This window comes from Psychrobacillus sp. BL-248-WT-3 (genome assembly GCF_012843435.1).
In the GTDB taxonomy this organism is placed as follows: domain Bacteria; phylum Bacillota; class Bacilli; order Bacillales_A; family Planococcaceae; genus Psychrobacillus.
Genome location: NZ_JABAFC010000038.1, coordinates 1 through 13,430, shown reverse-complemented (window position 1 = coordinate 13,430; position 13,430 = coordinate 1). Strand labels below are relative to the sequence as shown.

General features: G+C 36.2%; 15 protein-coding genes and 2 tRNA genes. All 17 read right to left on the bottom strand.

Translation table 11 applies throughout. The annotated features are described in order from the left end of the window. Window positions 1-186: 186 nt before the first annotated feature. On the bottom strand, window positions 187-324 hold the full coding sequence (locus tag HF876_RS15775) for a YfhE family protein (RefSeq protein WP_169361005.1): 138 nt from the start codon (window positions 322-324) through the stop codon (window positions 187-189). 140 nt (window positions 325-464) lie between these two features. Continuing rightward, entirely contained in the window at window positions 465-1,430 is a 966-nt protein-coding gene (locus tag HF876_RS15770) for a tRNA dihydrouridine synthase (protein WP_169361004.1), read from the bottom strand. Window positions 1,431-1,800: 370 nt separating this feature from the next. Continuing rightward, window positions 1,801-1,874 (bottom strand) — tRNA-Arg (locus HF876_RS15765). Between the two features lie 161 nt (window positions 1,875-2,035). Then, on the bottom strand, window positions 2,036-3,187 hold the full coding sequence (locus tag HF876_RS15760) for a Ger(x)C family spore germination protein (protein ID WP_240949797.1): 1,152 nt from the start codon (window positions 3,185-3,187) through the stop codon (window positions 2,036-2,038). Next, window positions 3,168-4,634 carry a spore germination protein gene (locus HF876_RS15755; RefSeq protein ID WP_169361003.1) on the bottom strand — a complete coding sequence of 489 codons (1,467 nt, stop codon included), beginning with the start codon at window positions 4,632-4,634 and terminating at the stop codon, window positions 3,168-3,170. Before HF876_RS15755 ends, HF876_RS15760 begins: the two co-directional genes overlap by 20 nt. Further along, complete coding sequence (locus tag HF876_RS15750; RefSeq protein WP_169361002.1) at window positions 4,573-5,745, bottom strand: GerAB/ArcD/ProY family transporter; 1,173 nt, start codon at window positions 5,743-5,745, stop codon at window positions 4,573-4,575. The genes HF876_RS15755 and HF876_RS15750 overlap by 62 nt, the downstream gene beginning before the upstream one ends. 265 nt (window positions 5,746-6,010) lie before the next feature. Then, window positions 6,011-6,343, bottom strand: coding sequence for an antibiotic biosynthesis monooxygenase family protein (locus HF876_RS15745; protein ID WP_169361001.1), 333 nt, complete (start codon window positions 6,341-6,343; stop codon window positions 6,011-6,013). Between the two features lie 45 nt (window positions 6,344-6,388). After that, window positions 6,389-6,706: a hypothetical protein gene (locus HF876_RS15740; protein ID WP_205964137.1), complete on the bottom strand. Its 318-nt coding sequence runs from the start codon at window positions 6,704-6,706 to the stop codon at window positions 6,389-6,391. Between the two features lie 292 nt (window positions 6,707-6,998). Then, window positions 6,999-8,294, bottom strand: coding sequence for a cation:dicarboxylate symporter family transporter (locus tag HF876_RS15735; protein ID WP_169361000.1), 1,296 nt, complete (start codon window positions 8,292-8,294; stop codon window positions 6,999-7,001). Window positions 8,295-8,971: 677 nt separating this feature from the next. After that, a tRNA-Arg gene (locus HF876_RS15730) sits at window positions 8,972-9,045 on the bottom strand. Between the two features lie 77 nt (window positions 9,046-9,122). After that, window positions 9,123-9,629: a metallophosphoesterase family protein gene (locus tag HF876_RS15725; protein ID WP_169360999.1), complete on the bottom strand. Its 507-nt coding sequence runs from the start codon at window positions 9,627-9,629 to the stop codon at window positions 9,123-9,125. A gap of 16 nt (window positions 9,630-9,645) precedes the next feature. Beyond that, the gene (locus HF876_RS15720) at window positions 9,646-10,239 is read right to left on the bottom strand and encodes an XTP/dITP diphosphatase (protein ID WP_169360998.1); all 594 of its coding nucleotides are present in this window, start codon (window positions 10,237-10,239) and stop codon (window positions 9,646-9,648) included. 7 nt (window positions 10,240-10,246) lie between these two features. Then, window positions 10,247-10,996, bottom strand: coding sequence for a ribonuclease PH (gene rph, locus HF876_RS15715; protein ID WP_169360997.1), 750 nt, complete (start codon window positions 10,994-10,996; stop codon window positions 10,247-10,249). A 66-nt stretch (window positions 10,997-11,062) separates the two neighbouring features. Beyond that, a complete protein-coding gene (gene racE, locus HF876_RS15710) occupies window positions 11,063-11,860 on the bottom strand; it encodes a glutamate racemase (protein ID WP_169360996.1) in 798 nt (265 codons plus the stop codon). A gap of 9 nt (window positions 11,861-11,869) precedes the next feature. Then, entirely contained in the window at window positions 11,870-12,328 is a 459-nt protein-coding gene (locus tag HF876_RS15705) for a MarR family winged helix-turn-helix transcriptional regulator (protein ID WP_169360995.1), read from the bottom strand. Window positions 12,329-12,401: 73 nt separating this feature from the next. Next, window positions 12,402-12,626 carry a helix-turn-helix domain-containing protein gene (locus tag HF876_RS15700; protein WP_225215939.1) on the bottom strand — a complete coding sequence of 75 codons (225 nt, stop codon included), beginning with the start codon at window positions 12,624-12,626 and terminating at the stop codon, window positions 12,402-12,404. 61 nt (window positions 12,627-12,687) lie between these two features. Further along, the gene (locus tag HF876_RS15695; RefSeq protein WP_169360994.1) at window positions 12,688-13,140 is read right to left on the bottom strand and encodes an acyl-CoA thioesterase; all 453 of its coding nucleotides are present in this window, start codon (window positions 13,138-13,140) and stop codon (window positions 12,688-12,690) included. Window positions 13,141-13,430 lie beyond the last annotated feature (290 nt).

Here is a 13,430-nt window from a genome sequence, read left to right as displayed (position 1 = left end):
TATCCTACAAACGTTATTTGTTTTAATTATTCACAAACATTATACAAAAGTCAATCAATTTGTATAACCTTCCTTTGATTTACATTATACAAACATTATATAAAATTATTTCTTTCTATTATAAAATAAAAAAAACCCCCCTTGTGCTCCTTTAGCACAAGAGGGTTCTATACTATGATTTATTTTTCACTTTTTTCGTGAATTATTTTTTTGTGTCGCATGATCAGCCTTTTTAAATTCCTGCTGATACAAAACTTCTTGAGTTGATGTTAAACCATTGTCTTTTACAGTTAATTGCTCATGTGGCGGTTTACGGTCTGGCATCATACCACTCCTTTCAAAGTATATTATTATGTTGTTCTTTGAAAGGAGAGATATACTACATCATGCTAATTTTAAGAAAGTATAATAATCCTGGCAGGGATATGTTATCCAACTTTTACTTATATCATGCACTTCAGCTATTAATCTTGTTTTAATTCAACATTATCAAGCAACGTACGAACTTCATCCGTTGACTTTGTATTCATCAATTGATTTCTTAATTCACTTGCCCCTGGGAAGCCTTTAACATATATTTTGAAGAAACGATGAAGTGCCGAGATGGAGCGTGGCAATTCCTCTGCATATTTGTCCTGTAAGTCCAGCTGCAATCTTAAAAGGTCAAGGTATTCCTGAGTACTATGCTCTTTTGGCTCTTTTTCAAACGCAAACGGATTTTTAAAAATACCGCGTCCAATCATAACTCCATCAACGCCATATTGTTCTACTAGCTTAAGCCCAGTTTCTCTATCAGGGATATCACCGTTTATAGTTAAAAGCGTGTTTGGCGCAATACGATCACGTAGCTTTTTAATTTCTGGAATCAGCTCCCAATGTGCGTCAACTTGGCTCATTTCCTTTCTAGTACGTAAATGAATAGAAAGGTTCGCAATATCCTGTTCAAGAATATGCGTTAGCCATTCTTGCCATTCATCTATTTCTGTATATCCAAGTCTTGTCTTCACACTTACTGGCAATCCACCAGCTTTAGCTGCTTCTATAAGTTCTGCTGCTGTGTCTGGTCGAAGAATTAGACCACTGCCCTTTCCTCTTGTTGCTACATTCGGTACAGGACAGCCCATATTAATATCAATACCTTTAAAACCTAGCTCAGCCATTCCGATACTCATTTGACGGAAAAATTCGGGTTTATCTCCCCAAATATGCGCAACCATTGGCTGTTCGTCCTCAGTAAAAAGTAATCTTCCGCGCACACTTTTTTGGCCCTCTGGATGACAATAGCTCTCCGTGTTTGTAAATTCCGTAAAGAAGACATCAGGTCTACCTGCTTTACTAACAACTTGACGAAAAACAACATCTGTCACGTCTTCCATTGGTGCAAGTACAAAAAAAGGTTTAGGCAATTCCTGCCAAAAATTTTTAGTCATATTTATATTCCAACCCTCTCGTATATGGATTCTTCTTCAACCACAGAACCCAGTATTATTAAAATTATGATTTAATTTACACTTAAAAAGTTATTACATATTTAGAGAGCTATAAAGATCTCGTTTAGCTAGGCAATAAAGTCATTTTTATAGTATAACCTAGCTTTTTCATTTTATCTTCATACATGTTTCTCTTATAAAGATTTTCATTTTCCAAGAAGTAATTTTGTACTTATGCTCTTTATTTATTTCACTTAGTGACATATTAAAACAAGGAACCAAAGACAGAAAAAATGCCCCAAATCCCTTAATTAAAAGGATTTGAAGCACTTTTAGTTAGGTTCAAACTTCGATCACCTGAACCAATCTACGTCCCAGGAGAGATTCGAACTCCCGACCGACGCCTTAGAAGGGCGTTGCTCTATCCAGCTGAGCTACTGAGACAATATTTTCTTTCCGAATTAAAATACTGGAAAGACAATATTTATTATCATGTATATTTGATTTATTGTCAAGGGTATTAATCATTTTTTTTAAATTAATAAGGAAAAAAGAACATTATTTCCTATCCTATCCCCTTATTTCCTACAGAATAAGCAATTAAGCTATTCAATTGTTTCTTTAAATGCTTTTCTCCCTGTATAAACTTTATTAACTTCTATCGTTATACTGCTAATAGAGCTTTCTGTCAAAGGAACTTTGCCATTCTTCTGTACTTTTTTCCAATTTTTCACATCACTTCTATACAAGTGTTCTGATAGACGATATATATCGACTTCTTTTTCCAGTCCTTCTAAATAGGTTTCTTCGATTTCTTTTTTAATTTGCTTCTTCACAAATTGTCGAATCTCTTTCTCTGTAATCTTCCCCTCAAAGCTACTTAGTAAAGCATTCATATTTAATTTCACTTCAAATTTCACTTCGTCGCCTTGTACTTTAGGTTTTACTTTTATTTTGAGATTATCTATCGTAATTGAAACAAACTTATCGTCACGAGGAATCGTAATTTCCCCTTTTTTTGTTTCTTTAGTCATCCATTGTAATCCATTAATCTTTTCGCCTGAGATAAAGCCTTTAAATTCGTCTGGAGTAACGACACCTACCCCCTCGAATTTCGGTAGTTTATCTTTTTCTTTTTCATTCTCCCAATTATCGTCTATTTTCACATAGGGTATGTTTACTTCGTAACTAGGTTCATTTAAACGGATAACAAGCTTCCGAAAATCTATTGGTTCTACAAAGGACTCTTGTTGGTATGAACTCATAGGATCGGCTAGCTTAAGTCTAGTCATGGCACTGTTAAAAAGAGGATTTAACAACATGATTTCACCTATAGGATCTTTCGTTGTATATACCCACGTTTGATATCTAATCTCTCTAAATCTTAAAAAGGCGTTAATAACAATATTAGCTCTTCCTTCTTTCAGTGCTTCCTCAGAAAGAACCATATACGTCATATGTCCCCAGAAAAGCTTCAAATCCATTGATTTATATAATTCGAAGAATGCCTCTTCTATGGTGTCACCTTTAGCCTTTCCAACTTCCACCTGAATAGCATCCTGGTTTGGTTGCTCAGTTTTTGCAATATTGATGAAGTCGATGATTTGAGCATGTATTTCATACTTATCCTCTTTATAATCTATCCCTATTGCATAGATGTATCGTATTCTATTTGGTTCATCCACATCCCAACAGCTGGTAAGTAAAGGTAGAACTAAGCATAGAATGCACAACTGTTTAGTTATTCTCTTCATCATTTTCTCCTCCAATTCGAGTAGAATCCTGAGGACTTAAAGCATGTGGGCGCTCTTTATAGTTTTTGGGTGCTGACCTTATAAGCGACTTTTTAATGGTAGCCCAACTCAAATCGGTTGCAATATTCATATATGGAACTCCAAATATTCTAATACTTGATAAATAAAGAAGTAAAAAATATAAAGAAATAAAAAACCCAAACAATCCTAATATAGAAGTAATCAGTATGAGTATGATTCGAACTATACTTACAGCAGTGACAAGCGACTGATTCACTAAAGTGAAGGTAGCGATGGTAGATATAGCTATCACCACAATCATGGCGGGGCTTGTTAAACCTGCTCTTATAGCTGCATCCCCTACAATTAGCCCACCTACCACACTAAAGGTTCCTCCGATTACAGTTGGCAATCGTAAGCCTGCCTCCCTAAATAACTCGAACATAACTAGCATCGTCAGCATTTCAAGGGCTGAAGGCAACGGAAGTCCAGAATTATTTTGAACAACAGTGGCTAGTAATTGAAAGGGTAGTTGGTCCTGATGAAAAGTAGTAAGCGCTAGCCAAAAGGCAGGTAAGGCTAATCCTATCATTAGACCAATTATTCTCAGAACTCTTTCAGCACTACTAAAGGCCATCGGATATTCTACGTCTTCCCCTGATTTTAATAGCAAAAATAAGTTGACTGGGGTTATTACTACATAAGCCACGCCATCAACTAGAATAAGAAACCTTCCCCTTACCAAGGCTTGTACAGCAAAATCTGGCCTTCCAGTATAATCATTTCTAGGGAAGATGGGAGATTTTTTATTTATTTTTTCCAGCAAAAGTTCTCCACTAAAAACAATATCAATATCCACTTCCTTTAATTGACTCATAATATCCTTTAGGATGTCCTTGCTAGCAATATCATCCATATAAAGTACAGCAACTGTTGTCTTTGATCTTTTTCCTAGTTCCAGTTTTTCCACATTCAAGGAGTTTGTAGGTAATCTTTTTCTTATTAAAGCAATATTAACCGAAATATCCTCAATAAAATTATCCCTTGGCCCCTTAATAAGTACTTCCATCCTGGATTCCTCAGGACTTCTATTAGGCTTTTTAGCAATATTACTTGAGAACGTAAGATTTTCGTCCTCAATATAAAGAATTAGATAGCCATTAAAGATTCTTGTAATTAAATCTTCTTTTGCCTCTACCTTTTGTAAATCTGGTATATGAAGCTTATTCAAAATGAACTCCTCAAGTGGTTCCTCGCCAACCTCAGTGCACATTTTTTGTATCCGAGGAACAATGGTTTCATTTAGTAGTTGAAGATCAGTCATAGCATCACAGGTAATAAAATGGACTTTATATTTCCCGTAGTTATACAACTGAAAAACGACATCTTCATTCTTCTTGAATAGTTCTTTTATTGTTTGAAGATCCAGTTTTTCCTCCGTTGGTTTCACTTTGTTTCCCTCCTTTCATACGTCTTTTCTCTTTTTTTGTTGTTTTTTTATGAAAAAAAGCTATCAAGAACAAGAAGATTGATACTAGTAAAAAGAACACGAAAGTAGTTATAAGAAAGTAGTTACCTTTAATGAAAAGAAACAAATTGTCGTTTATTAACGTTAAAATCATACAAATGATAAAGAACGCTGGGGCTAAGATGAACCATACAGGCTTCTTATTTTTCATTTTAAGAAGGTCAATTGAGATGAATAAAAGCAGCCCAACACGTATAAAGGCACCAGTTAACCATTGGTAGATGGAAAAAAAGTCAAGATGTTCGATAAACTGCCCAATAGTAACTAAACCCCATTCCTCATATGCCGGATAATTTTGTTCCGCAGCCTCGTGTGGACCAAACTCTGTAATGGCTCCCAGTAAAGGGCCTAAAGTTAGCCCCATTAACAAGAATAGGATGATTGCAAAATGGTACCATCTCATTTTGTCTTTAATATGTTGCTGTAAAAAGAGAAGTAGTATTAGCTCGATATAACCTGCAGCAGGAAATATACTGGCTTTTAGCACAGGCTCCCAGCCATGCTCTAAAAAAGGTCGGATCAATGAATAATCCTTCACCTGAATGTTCACAAAGGCAACAAAAAATCCTAAAACTAAAACACCAAACAAGACCATAACATTTACTATTGCAATAGTTTGGATATTACTAGTTGCTAATAGGATGCACAAAACAATATAAATTATTAATAAGACGATGATGGAGGTCGTAGGCAAGAAGGTGGTTTTCACCCACTGCATCGCTTCACGCATGGTAAAGGCTGCCAATACGAACAGATAGATCCCTACTACGTAACGAAAGATTGTACTAGTTTTGGGACCTGTTGCCTCCTGAAGCCACTCCATCAATGGCCTTTGTTTCGCTTGCTTATAAATATAAACAAGTATAAAAATCCAGAAGCACATGATAACTGCAGCCAGTATGACAGACATCCATCCATCTCTACCCCCAACCTCTAAAATAGGTGGTAGAATAGTGACATGATTTTTTAATCCAATCATCGTCATGGATAAAGCAACAATATGTAAAATACTTATCGGACCGACTCTTTTCAAATTCATACCTTCTAACGTTTTATAATACTTTCTAGTTTTGACAACTTTTAAAGTGTTTATAAGGTAAAATAGATATAAATTTGAGAACTATTCTTAAGCAACTATATTAGCTATGTTAAAGGGTAGGTTGATTTATGATGCAAAGAAATCTAAATCAGAGAGTAGGTTTGATTTTTCGCCCCAGCCGAACGCTTTCCTCGGGGTAGGGATTCTTCTAAAACAAAAAGAGCAAGCTATATTAATAGCTCACTCTTTTGCAAAATACTTATTCAACTACTGAATAGTTTCCGTGCTCCATGGAAATTACATATTCAGGCTTCGGTGGTTTTCCACCGTGTTCTTTAATTTTATTTTTGTGACCAGCGATATGTTCAGGGCTCTTTTCCCATGCTTTCCATGCTTCTTCTGATTCCCAGCGAACGATCATTACTACTTCTTCTTCACCACGGCGAACGTTTTTCACTAAAAGTTCACGTCCGATAAAACCTTCTCTTTGTTCAATTAAAGATGGTCCTTGATCTGGTTTTTTCTTAAAGCGTTCTAGTACCTTATCTGAGTTTCCTTCTGTTACTGTCCATTTGCGAATTTGTACGAACATTGTCATCCCTCCAAATTATTACGAATATATGTAATATCTTTCTTATTACTGTCCTGATTCTTCCACTTCATTCTGTTGATCTTTTTCGTCAACTTCTACTAATTCAAATAACTGGGCAAATTCATCCATTAACATTTCTACAGCCTTTAGCTCCCCCACTAACACTGAGTTCACGGATTGTAGCTCTGGAGTAGCGAGCTGTCTTTTTAGAGAATTAGATTTCGTTTGCATTATCTCATAGAAGGCCAAAGCTCTTCCCCTACGAAACGTTTTTGCTCCACGTCTTTTTCCACTACCTCTACAAGGACCATTTCGGTCTTCACAGTGATCCGTGAGTCTTTCTCTATGGGAATCATTTTTCATTTTTCATCCCCCTAATGTATACATTCGTATACATAAAATTGTATACGAATGTATACATCCTGTCAATTTTAAGTAATGAAATCTGTATGTTAGCTACCAGAAAAACAGATGCCATTAAAGCAGTGGATCACAGGCAAAGAAGAAAAAAAATAATAATTTCTTGTATTTAACGATTTCTCAAAAAAAAGAAAAGCGCCTAAGACCCCCAACGTGAAAGGATTTTAAGCGCTTTTCTAGATGGTTCAAACTTATTCTAAACCTTGATACATCTCATCTGTTTACTTTTATACAATTAATTCTCTTTAACTGAAGCATCTGCTGTTTCGTTATTAAAGTAGTTATTATACTTGTCCATGTCAAGACGGCCTTCCCATTTCGCCATGACTAATGCTGCTAATGTATTACCACATATGTTAACAACTGTACGCATCATATCTAATAGACGATCAATTCCAAGAATGAAAGCTAGCCCTTCTAAAGGAATACCTACTGCACCAAGTGTTGAAAGAAGCACGACAAACGATACTCCCGGCACACCTGCTATGCCTTTCGATGTGACCATTAACGTTAAAACTAAAATAATTTGATTTGATAAAGACAAATCAATATTGTACATTTGTGCAATGAATAATGCTGCAATTGCTTGGTATAAAGTAGAGCCATCTAAATTAAACGAATAACCTGTTGGAATAACAAATGACCCAATATCTTTTGGTACACCTGCTTTTTCTGTTTTCAGCATAATACGCGGCAATACAGTTTCCGAGCTTGCAGTGGAAAATCCTAATATGAGCTCGTCTTTAATCATTTTAATAATGCGGAATATGCTTAACCCAACAATTTTAGCCGTTATACCCAATACAACTACGATAAAGAAAATCATCGCAAAATAAACTAAGATCATTAGTTTCCCTAATGGAATTAAAGAAGATAACCCAAACGTGGAAACAGTCGTTGCGATTAATGCAAAAACACCAATTGGCGCAAACTTCATAATTAAATTCGTTACCCAGAACATCGCGTCAGCTACACCATGTGCTAATGCTAATACCGGTTTGCCTTTATCACCAATAGCTGCGACCCCTAGACCAAACAGTACGGAAAAGAAGATGATTGGCAACATGTCCCCTGCTGCCATTGAGGAGACAATGTTTGTAGGTACAATATTTACAATTGTATCCATTATGCTATGGTCTTCTTTAGACATTTCTTCTGTTGTTTCAACATACGAAGTAATGTCTCCTTTTGTTAACTCATTCATATCGACACCGCTACCAAATTGCGTTATATCAGCTAATAATATACCTAGAATAATGGCAACCGTTGTAATGATTTCAAAATAAACAAGTGTTTTAACACCAAGTTTTCCAACCTGTTTTAAAGAACCTTGACCGGCTACACCAACAATTAATGTCGAAACAATAATTGGGACTACAATCATTTTAATCATATTCATAAAAATCGTTCCGAAAGGTGTGATGTATTTTAAAATATTATCGTTTCCATAAAATATACCGCCAACAATAATACCTAAAATCAAACCGATTAAAATTTGCCAAGCCAACCCAATTTTTTTAAGCTTTTTCATTTCTTTTAATACCCCTCAATACTGAAGATAAAGAATAAATTATCTTAATATAATATATCGTTTTCATTATACTAGTATACTAACGAAAAGTTAATTTTTATATCCTATAAAATAATTGGTAAGAATAATTTCATTCTTACGATTATAAAAACCAATGCATCAACAGATGATATTAACATGATCAACAGTTGGTACCGCAAATAATTTAGAATAACCTACTGGATATGTCACGGTTATTTTAACAGTAGGAAATTTTTTTATTATTGATGGTCATATTTCTATGACTTGTACTCGCTAGTATGTTTTTTTCGTTTGGTAATATACAAATGACTTCTCATAAAGCCTCTTATTGGTATGGCAATTGGCAATGGCTTTAATACGTATGCCCTACAAACAGGTGCTGCAAATAATGTTTATTATGTAATTGTTTAAATGCATTAATGGTTGAATTATAAGCATCTTTTTGTTTAAAGATTACGGATGTCGACTTCAACCGATAGAGATTACTTAAGCTATAGTTGGAATATCACCATGAAATGTAGGTTTTTAATAGTAAAAGGGTCTGACCTGAATTAACTCTGTGGTAAAAACCAAGAATAAAAAGCACCTCAAATCCTTGAAAATAAAGGATTTGAGGTGCTTTTTAATTGATTTAAAATTATTTCTGAACCCATTTACGTCCCAGGAGAGATTCGAACTCCCGACCGACGCCTTAGAAGGGCGTTGCTCTATCCAGCTGAGCTACTGAGACCAAGTACTCCCCCACCACACAGATAGGAAAGACAAGATTTATTATATAATGATAACAAATGATTGTCAACACTACTTTTATGAAAAATTGAAAGTGACTTCTTCTAACAGATTATGGTCAGAGGAGAAGAATAGAACTTGCCAACGATCTTTTTGTTTTTCAATAATTGAATAGCTCTTTTCCTTGCGTCCCCTTGGCTGTTGAAGACTTCCTGGGTTCACAAACAAGATGCCGTTTTGAAGCTCAGCACCAAGTAAATGTGAATGGCCAAAGCAGACAATCGTCGCTCCTACTTCCTGCGCCCTATAATTGAGAGGCAATATCGTGGATTTGACTTGATGACGATGGCCATGAACGATTAAAATGGTTTGGTCTTCCAACGAAATAATTTTCTCCTCTGGAAATCCAAGATCATAATCACAATTCCCTTTAACAACGGAAACAGGTTTGTCCTCAAAAAAGGAAGCCTCTAACTCACTGTCCCCACAGTGAATGATTGCATCAACCTTTTCGGTATATAAACGGATTACCTCTTCCATAGCCGTTATTTCCTTATGCGTATCACTCATGACTAAAAGCTTCATCGAACAGCCACCACCTTTATAGTAAATCAGGTAATTTTGACTTTAATTGCTTAATAGCATTTCCACGGTGAGAAATAGCCCCTTTTTCTTCTGCAGATAATTCGGCCATCATTTTATTCTCGGACGGAACAAAGAAGACTGGGTCATAACCAAAACCGTTATTCCCTTTTCTTTCTTGAGCAATAACGCCTTCGCATGTTCCTCTGACTGTGAATGGCTCCATGGTTGGAGATGCAACTGCAATCACACAAACGAAGCGGGCACTTTTTTCGGATTCTTTTACGTTTTTAAGCTCTTCTAACAGTTTGGTGATGTTTGCCTCATCACTCTTCTCTTCTCCCGCATAACGCGCAGAATAGACACCAGGACGACCGCCTAAGGCATCAACTTCAAGGCCGCTGTCATCCGCAATTACAATCGATTGTAAATGTTCAGCTAATGCAGTCGCCTTTAACAAGGCATTTTCTTCAAAGGTTATACCTGTTTCTTCAACATCCATTTCTTTTGCTACGTCATGTAGGGTTAGCACTTCGTATCCAAGGGGATTAAATAATGCTTCAAAATCCTTTGCTTTCCCCTTATTTTTAGTTGCAATAATTATTTGTTTCATGTTCAAATCATCCTTTCTCATCAATTTTAGAAGCTAAATCTCCTAATGCAGCTCGTTGGATATCCATTAACTGCTGGATTCCAGCTTCGCCATACTCTAGAAGCTCCAATAGTTCACTTTTTGAGAAAGTTGCTTCTTCTCCCGTACCTTGAAGCTCAACGTACTCACCACTGCTAGTTTGTACTATATTCATATCCACAGTTGCGGAAGAGTCCTCTACGTAATTTAAATCTAACACTACTCCAATTTCATCAACTATCCCTACACTAGTAGCAGCTAGGTATTGAATTACAGGAAATTTAGGAAGCTGCTTTTGCTCATACAGTTTTCCTAGTGCAATGGTTAATGCAACAAACGCCCCAGTTATACTAGCAGTTCTTGTGCCTCCATCGGCCTGAATGACATCGCAGTCAATCCAAATTGTCTTTTCCCCTATTACTTCGAGGTCTACTACTGATCGCAAAGCTCGTCCTATTAGACGCTGTATTTCCATCGTACGACCAGTAACCTTCCCTTTAGACGACTCACGCTGTGTACGTGATTCTGTGGCGCGTGGAAGCATAGAATATTCAGCTGTAATCCAACCCTTACCTTGTCCTCTTAAAAAAGGAGGAACTCGATCTTCAATTGTTGCATTACAAATAACTTTGGTATTACCTACCGTGATTAATACAGATCCTTCTGGGTGCATTAAATAATCTGTCTCGATCGTTACCTTTCGCAATTGCTTTGTTTCTCTTCCATCAAATCTAATCATATATTTCTCCTTTTTATGTACCTGAACAGAAGAAAACCCCGCTATTCGAGGATTCTCTTAACAGGGTTAATGAAATGAAATTGTCCGTATATCTGCATTCGACAAGTTTAACCATTTTTCGACAATTGTTTTAAAGATGGGCACCGAACCGGTCGTATAGAAAATAGGTTCTTTCTCTATCTCGGTCGGATTGCGTAAATGATGATAATCTAAGTACTCCAATACATCCTGGGCGGTTTCCTCAGCTGATGATAGTACATTTACATGTTCACCAACTGCATCCTCAATATGCTTTTGCAATAATGGGTAATGCGTGCAACCAAGGATAACCGTATCAAAATGCTCTGATTTTAAGGGTTGCAAGGCTTCAAAAACCATTTTTCTCGCAAAGTCACCCTCATATTCATTACTCTCAACAATTGGAACAAAAGTAGGGCATGCAAGCGGAATGATTTTACTAGAAGTATTCAGAGCTGCAATCGCTTTTTCATAAGCCCCACTTTTAATTGTACCGCTTGTACCTAACACTACAATTTCATTTTTTTTCGTTGCTTTAATAGCCGCTCTTGCTCCCGGGAAAATAACACCTATCACTGGGAAAGGCATTTTCTTACTCAAGGAGTTTAGAGCTACTGCTGTCGCAGTATTACATGCTATTACAAGCATTTTAATTTTCATTTTAGACAAGGCAATTGCCATTTGCCATGTAAATTTACGAACTTCTTCACTAGTTCTAGGTCCATAAGGACATCTAGCTGTATCACCAATATAAATAATTTCTTCGTTTGGGAGTAGATGCATAATTTCTTTTGCAACTGTCAAACCTCCCACACCAGAGTCTATCACACCGATTGGGGCTTTCACGTCAATTCCTCAGTTCTTTTTCATCTCAAGATGTAATTTTGCTAATAAAGTTGATAATGTTTGTGCTTCATCTTGGTCAAACTGTTTCAGCACATCTTTTAAGTATTGCTGTCGTTTGTCAATTACCTCTTCGATGATACGCTCGCCTTCTTTTAATAAATGTATTCGTACAACTCGACGATCTTGCTCGTCTCTTACTCGCTGTACTAGTTCACTTCTTTCCATCCGGTCAATTAAGTCCGTAGTGGTACTAAAAGCTAAATACATTTTATTAGATAAATCCCCGATTGTCATGTCTCCAATCTCGAAAAGCCACTGAAGAGCTACAAACTGGGGAGGCGTTATCGTATAAGAATTTAAGATTTGTCGCCCTCTTTGTTTGATAATCCCTGAAATATGCCGAAGTTCTTTTTCTAAAAAAGCAACATCTTCGTGGTTAAGTTCCACTTGGTTCTTTTCTTCTGCCATGAATCTCACTCCTCAAAACAATACGTCCTCTTATTATTGTGACTTGTTCTGAGGAAAATGGCAAGGATTCAAATCAATTCAATGATAATTCGCCTAGTCTTAATAGTTCAACAATTGCTTGAGATCTACCAGATACGCCTAATTTTTGTATCGTGTTAGATATATGGTTTCGAACTGTTTTTTCACTAATAGACAGCTGAATTGAAATGTCTTTTGTAGAATTGTCTTCTACTAATAATTGAAATATTTGACGCTCTCTGCTCGTCAAAATTGATCTTTGCTGATTACCATCGTACAATGCCATAGCCCCCTATCCACTCTCCTACTAACGTATGTAGCAAAGGGATGGTAGGTGACGGCTAGTAAATACTCTTTTGAAAAACTTCTTTTTCTTGTTCGGTCCATTTTGCAGATTTTCCCGTTTTCTTATCAATTTGTACGATACTGCCTCTTCCAGTAAACACTATATCTCCTTTTGTATTCTTTGCCATGTAATGGATATCAACCGAAGAACTACCAACTGAATTGGCTTTTACATAAATGTGGAGCTTCTCATCAAAAAATACCTGTTTCTGATAATCACATTGTAGATCAGCAACTACTGGTATCTTTTCTCCTTTAGGATTAAGCCAATCATTCATAAGCATAACCTTTTTAAAGTATTCAATACGAGCATATTCAAAGTAAGTGAATGGTACGGTATTGTTTAAGTGCCCATACATATCTGTTTCTGAAAAACGCACACTGACCTCCGTATAAAAAGAAAATCCCTTTTCCCATGCTTCTATGTCTTCTATGTATCCTGCTCTCATATAATAATCCCCTTTGTATTTAAAATGGATATCCATTTAAAAATGAATAATCATTCATTTATTATATCAGAAAATTAAAAATCCATCTAATAAATTATTACTGAAAGGAATAAGCATTTCATCCGTTTTCTTTGTCGTATTTTTAGTGAACGGACAATACTAAAAAAAAGAACCTTAAACGTGCCTGGAACTTTCCAACAAGAAAAGCGCAAGCGCCTGTCACTGCCCCGACAGGCAAATGGAGAAAAGCGAGGAGGCAGTTCCTCAGCCACCGGAGCTTTTATCCATTT